The organism is Vibrio proteolyticus NBRC 13287 (assembly GCF_000467125.1).
Lineage (GTDB): Bacteria > Pseudomonadota > Gammaproteobacteria > Enterobacterales > Vibrionaceae > Vibrio > Vibrio proteolyticus.
In genome coordinates this window covers 1-16,801 of the sequence record NZ_BATJ01000020.1, presented here as the reverse complement: position 1 = coordinate 16,801, position 16,801 = coordinate 1, and the positions used below count along the sequence as shown (strand labels likewise).

At 47.4% G+C, this 16,801-nt stretch carries 17 protein-coding genes; 10 read left to right on the top strand and 7 right to left on the bottom strand.

All coding sequences use genetic code 11. From position 1 onward, the window contains the following. The first annotated feature begins 157 nt into the window (after positions 1-157). On the top strand, positions 158-994 hold the full coding sequence (locus VPR01S_RS18005) for a hypothetical protein (RefSeq protein WP_021706805.1): 837 nt from the start codon (positions 158-160) through the stop codon (positions 992-994). A gap of 245 nt (positions 995-1,239) precedes the next feature. On the opposite strand, the gene VPR01S_RS18000 is transcribed toward VPR01S_RS18005, so the two are convergent. The 5 genes from VPR01S_RS18000 to cod form a co-directional block, all read right to left on the bottom strand. Beyond that, positions 1,240-2,160 (bottom strand): IS5-like element ISVpa3 family transposase, encoded by a 921-nt coding sequence (locus tag VPR01S_RS18000; protein WP_021706804.1) that lies wholly within the window; start codon positions 2,158-2,160, stop codon positions 1,240-1,242. 218 nt (positions 2,161-2,378) lie between these two features. After that, a complete protein-coding gene (locus tag VPR01S_RS23170; protein ID WP_021706803.1) occupies positions 2,379-2,510 on the bottom strand; it encodes a hypothetical protein in 132 nt (43 codons plus the stop codon). 187 nt (positions 2,511-2,697) lie between these two features. After that, entirely contained in the window at positions 2,698-3,219 is a 522-nt protein-coding gene (locus VPR01S_RS17995; RefSeq protein ID WP_021706802.1) for an ImmA/IrrE family metallo-endopeptidase, read from the bottom strand. Positions 3,220-3,223: 4 nt separating this feature from the next. After that, complete coding sequence (locus VPR01S_RS17990) at positions 3,224-3,577, bottom strand: helix-turn-helix domain-containing protein (protein WP_021706801.1); 354 nt, start codon at positions 3,575-3,577, stop codon at positions 3,224-3,226. A gap of 520 nt (positions 3,578-4,097) precedes the next feature. Then, positions 4,098-5,381: a chitin oligosaccharide deacetylase gene (gene cod / locus VPR01S_RS17985; protein ID WP_021706800.1), complete on the bottom strand. Its 1,284-nt coding sequence runs from the start codon at positions 5,379-5,381 to the stop codon at positions 4,098-4,100. Between the two features lie 259 nt (positions 5,382-5,640). Here cod and VPR01S_RS17980 point away from each other — a divergent pair, with 259 nt between their 5' ends. The 6 genes from VPR01S_RS17980 (at position 5,641) to VPR01S_RS17955 (ending at position 10,935) form a co-directional block, all read left to right on the top strand. Next, positions 5,641-5,946 (top strand): PTS sugar transporter subunit IIB, encoded by a 306-nt coding sequence (locus VPR01S_RS17980; protein WP_021706799.1) that lies wholly within the window; start codon positions 5,641-5,643, stop codon positions 5,944-5,946. A 99-nt stretch (positions 5,947-6,045) separates the two neighbouring features. Beyond that, entirely contained in the window at positions 6,046-7,380 is a 1,335-nt protein-coding gene (locus tag VPR01S_RS17975; protein ID WP_021706798.1) for a PTS sugar transporter subunit IIC, read from the top strand. Between the two features lie 51 nt (positions 7,381-7,431). Then, positions 7,432-7,740 carry a PTS lactose/cellobiose transporter subunit IIA gene (locus VPR01S_RS17970; RefSeq protein ID WP_021706797.1) on the top strand — a complete coding sequence of 103 codons (309 nt, stop codon included), beginning with the start codon at positions 7,432-7,434 and terminating at the stop codon, positions 7,738-7,740. Positions 7,741-7,749: 9 nt separating this feature from the next. After that, positions 7,750-9,060: a 6-phospho-beta-glucosidase gene (locus VPR01S_RS17965; RefSeq protein ID WP_021706796.1), complete on the top strand. Its 1,311-nt coding sequence runs from the start codon at positions 7,750-7,752 to the stop codon at positions 9,058-9,060. Positions 9,061-9,087: 27 nt separating this feature from the next. After that, entirely contained in the window at positions 9,088-9,828 is a 741-nt protein-coding gene (gene chbG / locus VPR01S_RS17960; protein ID WP_021706795.1) for a chitin disaccharide deacetylase, read from the top strand. 111 nt (positions 9,829-9,939) lie between these two features. Further along, positions 9,940-10,935, top strand: a complete 996-nt coding sequence (locus VPR01S_RS17955; protein ID WP_021706794.1) for a LacI family DNA-binding transcriptional regulator — start codon at positions 9,940-9,942, stop codon at positions 10,933-10,935. Positions 10,936-10,973: 38 nt separating this feature from the next. On the opposite strand, the gene VPR01S_RS17950 is transcribed toward VPR01S_RS17955, so the two are convergent. Continuing rightward, positions 10,974-12,524 (bottom strand): DHA2 family efflux MFS transporter permease subunit, encoded by a 1,551-nt coding sequence (locus VPR01S_RS17950; protein ID WP_040903088.1) that lies wholly within the window; start codon positions 12,522-12,524, stop codon positions 10,974-10,976. A gap of 4 nt (positions 12,525-12,528) precedes the next feature. Next, a complete protein-coding gene (locus VPR01S_RS17945) occupies positions 12,529-13,605 on the bottom strand; it encodes an HlyD family secretion protein (protein WP_021706792.1) in 1,077 nt (358 codons plus the stop codon). Positions 13,606-13,732: 127 nt separating this feature from the next. Here VPR01S_RS17945 and VPR01S_RS17940 point away from each other — a divergent pair, with 127 nt between their 5' ends. From VPR01S_RS17940 to VPR01S_RS17930, 3 genes are all read left to right on the top strand, one after another. Further along, on the top strand, positions 13,733-14,644 hold the full coding sequence (locus VPR01S_RS17940) for a LysR family transcriptional regulator (protein WP_021706791.1): 912 nt from the start codon (positions 13,733-13,735) through the stop codon (positions 14,642-14,644). 67 nt (positions 14,645-14,711) lie between these two features. Further along, positions 14,712-15,119 carry a VOC family protein gene (locus tag VPR01S_RS17935; RefSeq protein WP_021706790.1) on the top strand — a complete coding sequence of 136 codons (408 nt, stop codon included), beginning with the start codon at positions 14,712-14,714 and terminating at the stop codon, positions 15,117-15,119. A 115-nt stretch (positions 15,120-15,234) separates the two neighbouring features. Beyond that, entirely contained in the window at positions 15,235-16,497 is a 1,263-nt protein-coding gene (locus VPR01S_RS17930) for an HD-GYP domain-containing protein (RefSeq protein ID WP_021706789.1), read from the top strand. Positions 16,498-16,801 lie beyond the last annotated feature (304 nt).

The following is a 16,801-nucleotide window of genomic DNA, read 5'->3' as shown; positions in this document are numbered from 1 at the left end:
AAACATATAGTTAGATGTATAGGTCGGAGCCGTTGCTTCGAAAGACGTAATGAAAAGTGAGCCAAGCAAAGAGAAGTCAATAAAAACTATCGAGTATTGCACCATACGGAGAGCGTCAGAGAGTTTGGGGTGTAGTACCGAGGATATAGAGCATTACATGATTAAAGGCTCTATAGGCACATACGTTTATTTAGATAAGAAAGCGTTCCCACTTAGCTACATTGTCGGTAAGGAAATAGCAGAACAGATTACAGCAAATCGACTGCCTCATGGTGACATTGATATTCTGCTGTATGGCTCAAAATCAGCAGCCTCAACAGATCTTTCAACAATCTCTTATGGTACCGCTAATGACCCCAATTTTGATACTGAGTGCTGGGGGCCTGATGTCACCCCGTATGCATCAGGGATATGGCGTATTTCTGAACGTAAAGCTATTAAGGATTTAATTCAGATCAACAATGTTTCTGAAGTAAGAGTTACTGCCTGCAATTCAGACGGTTCACTAGATCAGCCGAACTTTCTTGGAGCACTAAATTCAGATGTATGGGATAGAACTATTCGGGTAGGTAATGTGAGTAAGTCGGACCTATATCTAATCCAAAGTGATTTACTCAAAATCTATAATGCTCTCTACAATGAACAGCCTATGGTAACCGATAGTTCAGTTGATCATTCGCAGCAAATAGAAGCGATTCTTTCAGGGGTTAAAGAACCTCAAGCAGAACCAATTATGTCAGAAAATAAATCCCATCAGCTTCCGGAATACTTAGCTGAAATTCAAAAGCTGCTCAATGGCCAGCATGAATATCATGCTCCAGAGTTAGTGTTGGCAATTAAAGTCTGGCTCGATGCGATAAAAGATCCCGATTTAAACCATAACAATGTACTTGGTAGCCTGGACAAATTCATACCTAGCGACATTACTTCTGAAGCTGCTAGGAGTCGGATTAAGCAAGTAGCAAACTGGAACAAAAAGGGTAACGCTAAGTAAAAGTTTATGAGTGATTGGTGGCCGTTCTCTATGGGCGGCTTTTTTACGCTTGGGTTACCCCGATAATTAGCAATTTGTATTCACATTTTAGTTATAAGGGGATTTTAAGCTTGGATTCCCCTTAATGGGATTTCAAATGATTTTTTTGCCAGTTTTTAGGGAAATACACACTGCCAATTGGAACTATTACCGGCTTTGTTGCGTAATTCGGTCAGAGACCCCAACTGCCTGAAATTGAAAAATTCTTATACAACATACTGAGTTTTAGGTATACCAAGCCCTGTAAGTTTGTTCAGCGCTTTAATCATGGCGTAAGTCTCACCAACCTGAGCATTGTAGTTTCTCAGGCTTAGCCGCCCACCTAACAACTGCTTCACTCGATACATTGCTGTCTCTGATAGGTAGCGTTTATGATAGCCGTACCGCTTTTTCCACTTATTGTTGGAGCCGTAGAGCTTCTGGCAACCTACCGCTAAATTCCTAGGGTGACCATTCTCCCAAAAGGCTGCCCCTTCTCTTGGGGGAATGAGTGGAACAGCTCGCTTGAACCGTATGGCATCGTGGCAATCCCTTGTGTCATAAGCGCCATCACCAGATATCTCGATAATTCTTCGGCGTGTTTGCTTGAGCAAGTTAGGAAGGACTTCTGCATCAGTAACATTAGATAAACTCAGTTCTGCCGCGACGATTTCGTGAGTGCTGGTGTCTACCGCTAGATGCAATTTTCTCCAGACTCTACGCTTCCCGTCAGTACCATGCTTCTTGACCTTCCATTCACCTTCGCCATAAACCTTGAGACCTGTCGCATCAATGGCTAGATGCTGTATTGCACCTCTAGTCTTGGGTTTAAATGAAACCTCGACTTGCTTAGCTCTTCGACTGATACAACTGTAATGTGGACAAACTATAGGGACGTTAGCCAATGAAAAAACAGAATCGATAAACCCTTGCAATGCTCTCAACGGCATTGAGAAAACTCGTTTCACCATAAGCGCAGTGGTAATGGCTAAGTCGCTGAACTGACGAGGTCTACCGCGTTTATCTTGTTTACTCTGCTTCCACTTGCGAATGGCTTCTTCATCAATCCAGAAAGTGAGTGAACCACGGTTGATTAAGGCTTTGTTGTACTGTTTCCAGTTCGTTGTTTTGTAGCGAGGTTTCGGCATGAGACTAGGGTAATTAACTTACTTAGCCGATCAGATCGTAAGTTTCTGATTTAGTTTCCTCGAATTACGCAACAAAGCCTCTTGCTTTGTGAATTTTCATCTATACGCCAAATGTTCTTAGCTAAAAATTGAAAGGACTGAACAACTAAGAGTAAAAAAGAGCAACGAAATTTAATTCATTTGCTCTTTTGTTATTAGTTATAGTTTCCTATCCACTGTTACTTATACTGCGATGCTGGTATTTCTAGCCGCCACATACCACCATTTTTACGGTAAATACGCTTACCGTTTTTGGTGATATATGGACGATAGATAACAACAACATCTTCTTTCGAAGGACGGCTGTTCATAGCACTATCTCCATACTAGCCATCGTTGACAAACTGGAGTTAGTGGGATACGCTTTAACCGTCAAGTTTACGTGTGCACATGTCCAGACTTTCAGATGATAGCGTTACCTGAAAGTTTTGTTCTATATAGTGTTCACTCTTAAAAAGAGTAGTGAGTAGCTCGTTGCAGGAGTCCTTACTACTTTTTTTATCTTATCTTCTTAAGCTTCATACCAGCAGCAGTCCGACTGACTCCAAATTTTTCAGCTACAGACTGTATGTCATCGCTCGCATTAATCAAGGTATCGTCTATTAGAAAAGCACTTGCAAACTCATCTGCTTGCCACTCACTGTCTTCAAATACCTTATGTTCTCGCCGATTCCTTGCATAGCTGTGATGAATTTGATTTTTGTGCAAAAATAGATGCCCAAACTCATGAGCTATGGTAAAGCGGCAATGACCGTCACCAGCTGCGGCACCATCATATATAGATTGCTTTATGACAATTCGTCCCTCATCAGGATAAGTTACAGCTTCCTCTTCACCTAACTCATCATCCTCGACCACTTCATAACTAGCTATTTCGTACTCCATAAAGATATCGAGCAGCCTACACACATCTACTTCTGGTTTTGCAATTCCAAGCACATTTCTAAGGCGGTTTGCTTGCATTTTAATTTTATCCCTAGAAAGTGGCGTTACTTTATTTCCAAGTTTACGGTGCTTCATAATGCTACCCCTCGAGAAAATCCATCAGTTTTTCTTTTTTCTCAGGAGACATTTCCTGATATTTTCTAGCGAAAACAGCGACTAACTCCCTTTCCTGTGAATTCGCATTTTTTAAGTCAAATTTAACTACTGGTTGAGAAACGGTTGCAGCGTCCCTTAACTCATTAGCCTCATTTGCATTTAGTCCATATAAACCAATAATTTGATTTACAACTTCATCAGAAATATTCTTTTTACCGAGCTCTAAAGCAGATAGATAAGCAGAACTCACTCCTAACGCATCAGCTAAATCTTTAAGAATCATGCCCTTATCAATTCTTAGCTTGCGCAAATAGCGTCCAAAAGCTGTAGTTTTCATAATCGTGACCCCTTGCCTTTAAGGATTGTTATAACCCTTATTTTTAAATCTACCTAAAGTAGAAGATTAAATCAACCTTTTTTAGGTTTAATTATTCTTTGGATAATGGGTTACACTATATGTTCAGGTGTGCATATAATTGTTCAATTATTGACTTCAAGAGGATCTACAATTTGCATTCTTACTTGACGACATTTTAAAAGTTTTAGTAACTATCAGAAAAATAGTAGTGGGTTGGTAACTTATTATTATGGTAACCCTATTGGTAACCCTGTGTTCGTTTTGTTTTTGATAAGTAACTTAAATACATATAATTACGATAATTAATCAAGTCCGCCCACCACCATACATAGAAAGGTCGCTTTTATAGCGGCCTTTCGTCGTTTTGGGGTAAAGGCACGTTGCCTGCGCGGTGGCGGCAGGACTGATAGATCCGATCGACTTTTGTTTGGCGCGCAAATATCAAAAAGGCCGCTTTGTGCGGCCTTGATAAGGTTAAGTGTAAACGTCGATTATCAGATCACAGCGCGCTGAACAAACTGTTCTCCTGATCGGGTGTCCAGCTTGCCTGGGAGACGTGCGCCACATCTACCTGATAGCGCAGCCCTTTGTAGACGACGATATCGCCCTGTTGATAAGCCACGTTCATGCGCCAGTTGATTGCAGGATCCGCATTAGTCCATAAGGTAGATGTGGCGGAAGGAGCCCAGTCTGCTTGTGCGGTATGAGGGGTGGCCGCTTGATAAACCGTCCCGTTGTGCAGGACATAATCGCCTTGGTGATAGGTTACACCGACCTGCCAGTTTGGCGTGTAATTATCCATCGTATCAAAGACATAACCGGCTTGTTTGGCCAGACGGATAAACTCTGCCAGTTTCGGTAGGTTTTGGGTTGCGCCCATGCCACGTTTACCATCTTCGAACAGAAACTCATGCGTTAAAACGATCACTTTGTCGGCATGCAATGGGGTGCCACATGGGAAGTTTTGTGTTTTGGAATTGATTGGCTCAAGGGTTGCCGGCGCACAACTGTTTAATGCCGCATCAACGTAGCCGAGAAACGCCGCCGCTTCGGTTAGGCTATTGGCAGGCATAGGGATCCCCCAGTTTTCCGGTGCCCAGTCTACGTCCCAGCCATGAGTCTGATAGCCTTGGTTGGCCAGAATATTCTGTACTTCAATTGACGCCTTGACGCTGTTGGACGGATTGTCGGTATCGCACACGTAGCCCGGCTCCCAGGGCTTGAGTTCATCAGAAGTCGCGCATAAACCGTCAGCCTGGTAGTTTTTGGCGACCCGCCAACCATTGGTGTAAGGCAAACGAGCCAGTTGATGTCCTTTGTAGTTAGGGTAGCTGCTTATCCCCGGCAGGTATGTTTCCATTACCGTCAGATTCTGAGTGAACGTGGCGGCGTCATAGAGTGGATCCTGATACGAATTGATCTGGTGATCACCGGTTGCATTACATTCGGCGCCACTCTGTGGGCCAAATTCTTCCACGCAGTTATGGATCATATGATCATAGCTGTGGTTGGCAACAATGTGACCGGAATCCAGGGCCAGCTTGAGCGCTTCCAGAGCGCGATCTTCATTTTCATCACCGATGCCGTCTAAATGCCAGGCGTTAAAGTAAAAGGTGGCTTTGACTCCGCCATCGTTCAACACCTTAATCACATCCAGTGACGCATTGATTGGTCCGTCGTCAAAAGTGAGATAAATCGTACCTTTTACATCCTCCTGAGCCAAAGCGACTGGCGAACTCAGGGCGCTAATTGCTGCCAACAGAGCAAGTTTTTTTAACTTCATGATGATTTCCTTATGTTGAAATTAATAATGGTGACGTTGTTAATTTTTATTAATTTGATGGTTTTTGTTTTCTATATTTAAATGTTTATCGACCCTGCTATTTCTGTTAATTATCCTAGCGTCGATTATTTGAGTGAAATATCGTTACTTTCTTAAATTGAGAGTTTGTTCACGAATAACGCAACCGGTTGCGCTTTTGTGCATAGAATAAATTTGCTACAGTTTTTATGGAGCAAAAATTAACCTATCGGAGTGAGTGATGAAGAAGATTCTATTGTGTTGCAGTGCCGGGATGTCGACCAGTATGCTGGTAAGGAAGATGGAGCAAGCTGCTGAAATTAAAGGAATTGAATGTAAGATTGATGCGCTGTCTGTCAATGCATTTGAAGATGCGATCAAGGAGTATGACGTGTGTTTGCTAGGGCCTCAGGTGCGTTTTCAATTGGAAGCACTGCAGAAAACCGCCCAGGAACATGGTAAGAACATTGCCGCCATCTCTCCTCAGGCTTATGGAATGATGAAAGGCGATGAGGTTCTGGAGCAGGCTTTGGCATTAATAAATTAAATATTATAAATTAACTATTTAATTAAATAGTAAAGAAAGTTTTCACACCATATTAAATTATGGTGCGGAGAGCTTATATCTAAAATAAGGATGGATTCTATGAAGCTTTATGACGCCATAATAGGAGTAGTGGAAAAATATATTGCTCCCATTGCTGCGAAAGTGGGTAATCAGCCACATGTTCGGGCCATGCGTGACGGGTTTATCGTTGCCATGCCGTTTATCATTGTCGGTAGTTTTATTCTGATTTTCGCTTTTCCGCCATTTGGTGAAGAGACCCAAAATGCTTTTGGGCGTCTTTGGGTTGATTTTGCGACCACACACTTCGACACCATCATGATGCCGTTCAATATGTCGATGGGCATTATGACCATATTTGTCTCGCTCGGTGTGGCCTACAGTTTGGCGAAAGCTTACAAAATGGATGGTATCACCAGTGCGGTACTGTCCTTGATGAGTTTTCTGTTGGTGGCTGCCCCTGCCACGGACGGCACGCTTTCGATGTCGCACATGGGGGGCACAGGCATCTTTACCGCGGTAATGTGTGCCTTTTTCTCTGTTGAACTGTATCGATTAATGAAAAAGTACAACGTTACCATCCGGATGCCAGAGCAGGTTCCACCCGCCATTGCTCGCTCGTTTGAAGTGCTGTTACCCGTGCTGGCGATCTTTGTCACTTTGTATCCGCTCAGCTTATTCGTGCAAACACAATACGACATGTTGATCCCGGATGCAGTAATGGCGATGTTCAAACCGCTGATCAGCGCCTCTAATACCTTACCTGCCATCATTGGGGCTTTGTTGTTGTGTCAGTTGTTGTGGTTTGCCGGCATACATGGCGCTGCGATTGTGGTGGGGCTACTGTCACCCATTTTCCTGACCAACATCAGCGCCAACATTGAGGCATTTGTTGCTGGAGACACTGTACCGAATGTCTTTACCCAACCATTCTGGGATTTCTACATCTTTATCGGTGGCTCAGGGGCAACCTTGGCGCTGGTACTGCTGATGTCCTTCAGCCGTTCGGTGCACCTGAAAAGTATTGGCCGTATGAGTGCTGTGCCCGGGTTCTTCCAAATCAATGAACCAGTGATTTTTGGCAGTCCGGTAGTGATGAATCCTATTTTGTTTATTCCTTTTGTGTTCGCTCCTGTGGTGAACGCGACGATTGCGTATTTTGCTATTCAGCTGGGTTTTGTTGGCATGGGCGTGGCAACGACTCCCTGGACGACGCCAGCACTGATCGGCGCCTCATGGGGCAGTGGTTGGACTCTCTCACCAGTGTTGCTGGTGATCGGCTTACTGATCCTGGATCTGTTTATCTATCTACCATTTTTCAAAATGTTCGAAAAACAGATGCTTGAGCAAGAACAGCCCTCAGAGCTGCAGGACAGTGCGCAGCCTCAGCCAGCCAGCGTTGGCGCAACCGCTTAATCAATTTATCCGGGCCGCCGTGCAGGGTGGCCCGCTATCGGGAGAAACACAATGGAACAAGAATTGGTTGTGATGGAAATTATTTGCAATGCCGGTGAAGCTCGCAGTCTGAGCTATGAGGCATTACGGCTGTCAAGAGAGAAAGCTTTTGCGGAGGCGGAGGCAAAATTGGCTCAGGCCAAAGAGTGTTTGAACAAAGCGCATTTGATCCAGACTCAGTTGATTGAAGCGGATCAAGGTGAGGGAAAAGTGCCGATGACCTTGGTGATGGTACACGCTCAGGATCACCTCATGACCACCATTCTGGCTCAGGAATTGGCGACCGAGATGGTGGCCCTGCACAAACAACTGGCGCAATAAGGAGGAGTTATGCCGAGAGATGCTTTGAAACTGGCCATTATTGGTGGCGGCAGCAGCTACACGCCAGAGCTGGTTGAGGGGGTGCTCAAACGCCTTGAATACCTGCCGATAAAACAGCTGCATTTTGTCGACATCGAATCTGGAGCCGACAAACTGGAGATCATTCGCAGTCTGGCGCAGCGTATGGTTGACAAAGTCGGTGCTGAGATCGAAATCAAGGCTGGATTTGATCGTCGGGAAGCGATTCGGGGAGCGGATTTTGTGATGACTCAGTTTCGTGTCGGAGGGTTAACCGCACGGGCGAACGATGAACGCATCCCTTTGAAATATGATGTCATTGGTCAGGAGACGACCGGGCCGGGTGGTTTTGCCAAAGCCCTGCGCACGATTCCTGTCGTGCTGGATATTTGTCGGGATATTGAAGAGCTGGCACCGGACGCTTGGATGCTCAACTTTACTAATCCGGCGGGGCTGGTGTCTGAAGCGGTCAGCAAGTACACCAAGGTGAAAAGCATTGGACTGTGTAATGTGCCCGTCTCAATGGAGATGATGATCGCCGAAATGATGGAGTGTGAGCCTGCGGAACTGCAGCTCGAATTTGCTGGTTTGAACCATCTGGTGTGGGTACATAATGCCTGGTTACGTGGGCGCAATGTTACTCAACAGGTTTTGGCCAAAGTGGGGGATGGCGCTAACTTCAGCATGAAGAACATTTTTGAAGAGCCTTGGGATCCAGATTTTCTCAACGCACTTGGGGCGATCCCTTGCCCATACCACCGTTATTTCTATCAGACCGATGCGATGTTGGCAGAGGAAAAACAGACGGCCAGTGAGCAAGGCACCCGTGCAGAACAAGTCATGGCGACCGAACAGGCACTGTTTAAACTTTATCAGGATCCTCATTTAGATCATAAACCTAAGGAGCTGGAAGAGCGTGGAGGTGCATACTATTCTGATGCTTCTTTGAATTTGGTCGATGCAATCTACAATAACCGTAACACTATCCATGTGGTCAATGTTTTGAATAATGGCGCTATCAAAGGACTGGCGGACGATGCGGTGATTGAGTGCAGCGCGGTGGTTGGCAATTGGGGCGCGAAGCCACTGGCGGTTGGTGAACTGTCACCCAAAATCAGCGGATTGTTGCATCAAGTGAAAGCGTACGAGCAACTGGCGATTGAGGCCGCAGTACACGGTGATTACGATCAGGCCTTGATGGCACTGGCAAACAATCCATTGGTGCCGGACATTCAGCGTGCCAAACTGATCTTGAATGATATCTTGGACGTCAACGCCAGTTATCTGCCTCAGTTTCGTTGATGCGGCGTGTAACAAGAGAGTGGACCGATGAAAGTTATTTTTAACGCTGACGATTTTGGTTTGACGCCTGGCGTGAACGCCGGGATCGCCAGAGCACATCGCCAGGGGGTGGTGAAATCGACCACCATGATGGTCGGAATGGCGGCTGAAGCCGATGCATTAGCGCTGGCTGCCGAGTTACCTGAGTTGAAAATCGGATTGCATTTGAGGTTCACGGCGGGGGCTCCATTAACGGGGCACCCGAGCTTGACGTCAGATGGCCATCATTGTCTGACTTATGCGGATTTTTGGCGTAAACAGGATTTTGATCCTTTGGTGGTCTATCAGGAGTGCCACGCTCAAGTGGAGTATTTTTTACGTCTCGGGCTGCCGCTCAGTCATATCGATAGTCATCACCATGTGCATCGCCATCCTCAGTTGTTCGATGTGGTAAAAGAAGTGGCAAGCGAGTTTCGGGTTCCAATGCGTGAAGTGGGGCTGGTGGGCGCCGCTGCGCCCCTTCGCTACCATTTCAGCGATCGTTTTTATGATCACGGGGTGAGCATGGACGCTCTGACCACGCATTTGCATGCGATGAGGGCGGATTGTGATGTGTTGGAAGTGATGTGTCATCCGGCCGAGGTGGATCATTGGTTAGCGCAAAACAGTGGCTATACGCATCAGCGAGAGCAAGAACTGCAGCTTCTCACCTCAGCGCAATTGATGGACTGGTTAGTGCAACATGATATCAGAGTCACGGATTATTCAGAGCTTGGTTCTGCCTCTTAGGCGCTCTGTGTATGATTAGACTGCCAGTTGCGCCCCCGGGTTAGTCACCTTTCGCATCCGGCAGTCCCTTTTTCTTAACCAATGAGATTTCTCAGCAGTCAGAAGACAAATATGGCCAGAATTAAAGATGTAGCAGAGCTTGCGGGCGTCAATCGTTCGACTGTGTCACGGATCATCAACGGAGAAGGCAAGTTTCGTGAAGAAACTCGCCGTAAAGTTGAACAGGCGATGGCGGAGCTCAATTATAGGCCGAGCGCCATTGCCCGCTCTCTGGCGACAGCTTCGAGTAACATGATGGGGTTGCTGGTCACGTATTACACCGGGGGCTTCTTTGGTGAAATGATGGAGCAGGTGCAAACGGAGCTGGATTCTCATCACAAGTTTTTGATCACGGCGCAGGGACACCACAGCGCAGAAGGCGAGCGTGAGGCCATTCAGCGTTTTCGTGATTTACGCTGTGATGGATACGTACTGCATAGCCGTTATTTGTCTGACGACGATCTCCGGGCCTTGGCGCAACAACCAACGCCGTTTGTGCTGCTCGATCGCTATGTCGAGGGATTGGAATCACGCTGTATTACCTTTGATCACCGTCAGGCCAGTCGCCTTGCCGTTGAACACTTGATTCAGCAGGGGCATCGTCGTATCGCTTGTATTACCGGGCCATTGCAACGGCAAAACAGTATGTTGAGAAAACAAGGTTATCTCGACGCAATGCAAAGCGCAGGAGTGACGCCAGATGAGTCGTGGTGTGAAGAAGGCAACTACGGCCGAAAAAGTGGCTATGAAGCCATGAAAGTATTACTCCATCGCCATACCGACATGACGGCAGTGTTTTCCTGTAGCGAGGAGATGACCGTCGGGGCTATGCAGTGTCTTCAACAGTTCGCGATTCCGGTGCCAGAGCAGATTTCACTGACCAGTTTTGACAGCGTGGACGTCTGCGATGGCTTATATCCGACAGTATCAGCGGTACATTTTCCGATCAGTGATATGGCCCGTGCAGCCGTTCAGGTATTGATGGGGCTGGTTCAAAGTAACGGTGCGCCTGAAATGCCACATTTTCAGGCGCAGTTGATCAAACGTCATGCGGACAGAGCCCTTTAGTGGTATCGGCTCTTGAAAGATGAAAGACTTGCCAGAGATCAGTCTTTCATACTCAGAATTAACACAGCAGCAAGGGCCAGAAAGCCACTCATGATCAGAAACACGTCATTGTATGCCATGATGGCGGCTTCACGCTGCATGGTCACGGCCAGAGTGGATTGCGCTTGCATCAGTGCTGTCGCGCTGTCACTCCCCGACTGTATAAAGAAGCTTTGTTGCTGCTGCAGAGTTTGCCAGCCTTGAGTGCTGACCAGCGGCAGGGACTCTTTGATGTGTGCCAGATGCTCTCGGGTTTTGTTGTCCAGCAGGGTGGCAATCACGGCGATGCTAAAGGCCCCGCCTAGGTTGCGCATCACATTGGTTAGAGTGGAGGCGTCGGGGGTATCGGGTGGGCGGATGTTCTTCATGGCCACCAGTGATAACGGCACCATAATGAACGGGCTGCCGATGGCCCTCAGAATCATCGATAAAATCAGCTGATGCCCGCCAAAATCGATGGTCATGTGCGTGTTCACGAAACAGCTCAGTCCGAACATCAGAAACCCGAACGTCACCAGCCAGGTGGGTTTAATCATGCGGGTCAGTTTCGGCACCAGTGGGAAAATCAACAGTTGAGGAAAGCCCATCCACATCAGAACTTCACCAATCTCCATTGCGTTGTATTGTTGTATCTGAGTCAGGTAAAGTGGCAAAACGTAAATTGACCCCAGCAGCGCCATACCGAGGATCATGTACGCGATGCACGACATGGCGAACTGCGGATCACGCAGCAGTCGCAAGTTCACCAGTGGCCTTTTATGCTGCAGTTCATTAATGACGAAGTAAACCAGGCTGACGGCGGAGACAATGCTCAACAGCACGATGAATTCAGAGCTGAACCATTCCTCGCGATTTCCTTCTTCCAGCACCACTTCCAGGCACCCCAGACCCAGCGCCATGGTGGCAATTCCAAACCAGTCCGCCCGTTTTAAATGCGTCAGCTCTATGGGTGCATCGTCCAGCCCGTAGCGGATCATCGAGATCACCAGCAGCGCCGGTGGGATATTGATGTAAAAAATATAGTGCCAGGAAAGGTTCTCGGTTAGCCACCCGCCTAATGTGGGCCCGATGGATGGCGCAAACGTCGCGGTTACCCCAAACAATGCCATACCGATAGCGCGTTTGCTGACGGGCAACAGCTGAATCACCAAGGAAAACGCCAGCGGGATTAAGGCGCCGCCGCTAAAGCCCTGCATTGCCCGGAATACAATCATCGATGTCATGTTCCACGACAACGAGCACAGAAAGGACGACAGGGTAAAAATCGTGGTGGTCCAGGTCAGATAGCGGCGGGTGCCCAGTGCTTTTGACAACCAGCCACTGAGTGGAATCGCAATCATCTCTGCCACCAGATACGACGTTGAGATCCACGAACTTTCATCGAGTGTGGCCGAGAGCGCGCCTTGAATGTCTTTTAGCGATGAGTTTGTGATCTGAATGTCGAGAATCGCCATAAATGCACCGACCAGACCACCAATAAGAGCAATCCAGTGGCGTTTTGGCACGCTCTGCTCTTGATGGTCTGCCGGTATTGATGCGGTACTGGCCATATGCTTAATCCCGGGTATCAACCGTAGCGATCACGGATAGCCCTGGTAACAGGCGGCCAGCAAGCGATTTTTGATCGGGTATCAGTATTTTAACCGGGACACGCTGGACAATTTTTGTGAAGTTGCCGGTGGCGTTTTCAGGTGGCAACAGCGCAAACTTGGCACCAGTCGCCGGAGAAAAGCTATCGACGATCCCGTCCAGTGTCTGGCCAGGGAAAGCATCCAGCTCGACCCGGACTTTTTGTCCTTGGTGGATCCCGGCCAGTTGAGTTTCTTTGAAGTTGGCTTCGATCCAAACCTGGCTGGTCGGGACCAGGCTCATCAGCGGCATGCCGGTTTGCACCAGCATACCAACTCGTGCGGCTCGTTTGCCGACGATGCCATCCACCGGCGCATAAATTTTTGTGTATTCCAGATTGAGTTTGGCCTGTTCCACCTGAGCCTCGGCTTCTGCAACGGCGGCTTTCGCTTGTTGGGTTTGACTGTCGAGCACCGACAGTTGCTCCAGTGACGCCTGATGGGTAGCTCGTGCTTCATTCAGTGCTGCCCGGGTCACTTTCTGGTGTGACAACATGCTGTCGAGTTCATCTTGCGATGAATAGTTTTTCTGCAGCAGACGGCGTGTGCGGTCGACTTGTTGGCCTGCACGGTCATATTCGGCTTGCTTCGATGCGATTTGACTTTCCGCCTGCCTGATTTGGCTTTGCTGCAGGATACGCTGTGCTGTGAGATTACCGATATTGGCTTTATTGACAGCTAATTGAGCGTTGGCTTGAGCCAGTGCCGCAATAAAATCACGATCATCGATGTCTGCCAGCAGAGTGCCTGCGGTTACATACTGATTGTCGCTGACGTATGAGTGAACAATATAACCGGCCACTTTGGGACTGATGGTAGTGATGTCGCCCTGCAGGTAGGCATTGTCGGTGGATTCAAAATACTGGCCATAACCATACCAGTAAACAGCGCCGGACACGCCGAGTACGAGCATCACTAATGTGGCGATCAGTGGGGCTTTCTTTTTCCCTTTGACGGGGAGAGCAACGTCGTCGTTTGCACGGTTGGCGTGGGGCTCTGACATCTTAACCTCGATGGATTCGTTTCGTCGATGAATGGTTGCTAAGTGTAACGGATGCGGATTGGTTGATAAGATAGGAAAAACAAGAAACACTGTTGCAAAAATTTTACTAATCTAAGGAGCAAGGCTGGTGGACTTAAATGCGATTGTGGTGTTTACGCAGATTGTGGATGGCGGCAGCTTCACTCAGGCTGCTCAGGCATTGGATATGACTAAGTCAACGGTCAGTCGCAAGCTGGCTGAGCTGGAAAAACATCTGGGGGTGAGGTTGGTCACCCGGTCAACTCGCAACCTGGTATTAACCGAAGAGGGAGAACATTTTTACCAGTCGTGCACTCAAATGCTGGAGGTGCTCGATCAGGCTGAACTTGAGCTGACGGCCAATCAAGACATGGTCCGGGGGCGGTTGAATGTCGTGATGCCAGTGGAACTCGGGCATGAGGTACTCTGTGCCCATATTAATGCGTTTTTGTCCGAACACCCGAATGTCACAGTGAACTTGGAAATGAGTAACCGCGAAGTCGACCTCATCGCTGAAGGCATCGATGTGTACGCGCAAGTGGGGGAGTTGAGTGATTCGAGTTTAATCTCACGTCGGATCAGCAGTTCGCCGCGAGTGCTGGTGGCGAGCCCTGGCTATTTGATGAAACACGGTCAAATTAATGCACCGGCTGATTTGAAAGCGCCACATAAAATGGTCAAATTGCATAATCCGGCGGTGAAGCTGCCTCCCTGGCAGTTAAAAACCGCTAATCAGGCCCCGGTATCCATTGAGTTACCGTATCAACTGAGGGTGAATACCATTACGTCCTGCCTGAAAGGGTGCCTGAGCGATCTGGGTATCGCGGTGTTACCCGAGTTTATCTGCCGCGAGTATTTTGCCTCGGGCCAACTGGTTCAGTTATTGCCCGAATGGGAAATGACGGAAGTTCCCATCAGTTTGGTCTACGCCAATCGTCAATTGATGCCTAAACGGCTGAGCGTGTTTATTGAGTTCCTGCTGGGCCGTTTCGGTCAGCAATTCAGGCCGTTTCCTCGTTAAGTTGTACCGCAACGCGTGCCGACTCGATTTCGTCTATCTTGTAGGTATAGAGTGAAAGGAGGTGGTTATGTTAACGGTCACGCCCTATCTGTTTTTTGCCGGATACTGCGAAGAAGCCTTGAGTTACTATCAACACTGCTTTGATGGCCATGTCGTATTGAAGAAATATTTTCGCGATGCACCAGAGCAGATAGAAGGTGTCAATCCCGATTGGGTGATGCATGCGGAGTTTCAAGCACACGGTATGACGGTGATGCTGTCCGATGGATTGGCTGCCCGGGAGTTAGGGGGAAACAACATTGCGCTGTCGGTCGTGATTGATGAGTTGAGTGTACAAGAGCAGATTTTTAACCGTTTGGCGGCAGAAGGGCATGTCATGATGCCGTTGGCAGAAAGTTTTTGGGGCGCACGGTTTGGTAAGGTGGAAGATAAGTTTGGTGTGCGGTGGATGCTGCATGCGGGCATGAGTCGTTAATTCGCCCCGGGGTCTGGCGAGTGTCTCACTCCGTCGTTTCACTAATGAATTTATGATTTTAATACACTAAACTGATGTTTCGAGCGACTCGTTTGTTGAATAGTAGTGATAAGCCGTGGCAACCATAAAAATAACTGTTGACCGAATTCAGCCCGGGCTGCATATCCGTCTCCCAGTGAAGTGGAATGAGCATCCCTTCTTATTTAATAGCTTCAAAATCAAATCGGATGAACAAATTCAGGTCATTCGCCACCTGGGCATCAAATACGTCTATATAGATCTCAGCCAGAGTGATACTCAGCCGTTATCGGCAAATGTGCTGGTGGACAAACATCAAGATGAGAAAGAAGACGCGCAGAGCATCGATATCGAAGCGCAAAAGTTATGGCAGGAAAAGCAGCAGCGAATTGAAAAGCTCAGCGCCTACCGTCGGCGGGTTATTCAATGTGAAAAGGAATTTGAGCGCTCTTTGGCCAGAATGCGTTCGGTCATGAACAAAATCCGCAATCGACCTGAGCAGGCGGTCAGCGAAGCGACCTCGCTGGTCGAAGATATTGTCGATAAGCTTTTAAGTGATGATAACGTCACTTTGCACTTGATGAACGGTAAGACGGAATTTGAAGATATTTACTTCCATTCGCTAAACGTTTCAGTGATCGCTATGATGATCGGTCAGGCCAAAGGCTACAACGCCCAGCAATTGAGAGAGTTGGCTTTTGCCGCGTTATTTCATGATATGGGGAAAGTCAAAATTCCAACTGCAATCTTGCGTAAGCAAACGCCGTTGACGGACCCGGAAGTGAACTACCTTAAACTGCATACCAAGTACGGTGTGGAGTTAGCCGATAAAATAGACGGCTTTCCTGACAGTGCACGTATCGTGATTGCGCAGCATCATGAATTCAATGATGGATCCGGGTATCCGAAAGGCTTGAGCGGTGATGAGATTGACGAATTTACTCAGGTCATTGCCGTCGCCAATGCGTTTGACAACATGTGCCATGCCAATAACACCAACGAGCAAAAAATTCCGTATGTCGCTTTGTCTCATCTTTATAAGCATGGTAAGCATCTATATAACAGTGAAAACCTCAGCATTCTGGTTAAGTTTATGGGGGTCTATCCGCCAGGAACTGTAGTTCAGCTTTCTAATGAGATGATTGGCCTGGTGATTTCTGTCAATGCTCGGAGCATCTTATACCCTAATGTGTTGGTATACGATCCATCGGTACCACGCACTCAGGCACCGATCATTGATCTGAAAGAGAAGGACATCAGTATTGTGAGTGCTATCTTACCTGCCAAATTGCCGGATAAAGTTCGCGAGTACTTAAATCCGCGCTCACGGATTTCATACTTTTTTGATAGTGACGACTAGTTATCCACAGCTTTTTGTGGGTAAGTTATGGAAATCGTGGCGATAAAATGGGTGTAAATAAAGGGTTGATTGAAAGCTGTTCAGTTGACTCTTTTTTTATGAAAAAAACGGATTTTCCTCTTGCCTTCATTCTCCATCTCTCTATAATGCGCATCCACTGACACGGCAGACGCCACAAGGCTTTAGCGGTATCAGCGAGGTGAAAAACTTCTCCGAAAAGAAATTTGAAAAAGTGTTTGACTCTTCAAATTATCTCGCTAGAATGCACCTCCGCTTTGAGAGAAAAACTTCTCGAAAAGCAAGG

Bases quoted from the DNA above. Each gene is read 5' to 3' on its own strand.
- VPR01S_RS17975 (WP_021706798.1), top strand. From the start codon at position 6,046: ATGAAGCTTTATGACGCCATAATAGGAGTAGTGGAAAAATATATTGCT.
- VPR01S_RS17970 (WP_021706797.1), top strand. From the start codon at position 7,432: ATGGAACAAGAATTGGTTGTGATGGAAATTATTTGCAATGCCGGTGAA.
- VPR01S_RS17955 (WP_021706794.1), top strand. From the start codon at position 9,940: ATGGCCAGAATTAAAGATGTAGCAGAGCTTGCGGGCGTCAATCGTTCG.
- VPR01S_RS17990 (WP_021706801.1), bottom strand. From the start codon at position 3,577: ATGAAAACTACAGCTTTTGGACGCTATTTGCGCAAGCTAAGAATTGAT.
- VPR01S_RS17945 (WP_021706792.1), bottom strand. From the start codon at position 13,605: ATGTCAGAGCCCCACGCCAACCGTGCAAACGACGACGTTGCTCTCCCC.
- VPR01S_RS17935 (WP_021706790.1), top strand. From the start codon at position 14,712: ATGTTAACGGTCACGCCCTATCTGTTTTTTGCCGGATACTGCGAAGAA.
- VPR01S_RS17950 (WP_040903088.1), bottom strand. From the start codon at position 12,524: ATGGCCAGTACCGCATCAATACCGGCAGACCATCAAGAGCAGAGCGTG.
- VPR01S_RS18000 (WP_021706804.1), bottom strand. From the start codon at position 2,160: ATGCCGAAACCTCGCTACAAAACAACGAACTGGAAACAGTACAACAAA.
- VPR01S_RS17980 (WP_021706799.1), top strand. From the start codon at position 5,641: ATGAAGAAGATTCTATTGTGTTGCAGTGCCGGGATGTCGACCAGTATG.
- VPR01S_RS23170 (WP_021706803.1), bottom strand. From the start codon at position 2,510: ATGAACAGCCGTCCTTCGAAAGAAGATGTTGTTGTTATCTATCGTCCA.
- VPR01S_RS18005 (WP_021706805.1), top strand. From the start codon at position 158: ATGATTAAAGGCTCTATAGGCACATACGTTTATTTAGATAAGAAAGCG.
- cod (WP_021706800.1), bottom strand. From the start codon at position 5,381: ATGAAGTTAAAAAAACTTGCTCTGTTGGCAGCAATTAGCGCCCTGAGT.
- VPR01S_RS17965 (WP_021706796.1), top strand. From the start codon at position 7,750: ATGCCGAGAGATGCTTTGAAACTGGCCATTATTGGTGGCGGCAGCAGC.
- chbG (WP_021706795.1), top strand. From the start codon at position 9,088: ATGAAAGTTATTTTTAACGCTGACGATTTTGGTTTGACGCCTGGCGTG.
- VPR01S_RS17995 (WP_021706802.1), bottom strand. From the start codon at position 3,219: ATGAAGCACCGTAAACTTGGAAATAAAGTAACGCCACTTTCTAGGGAT.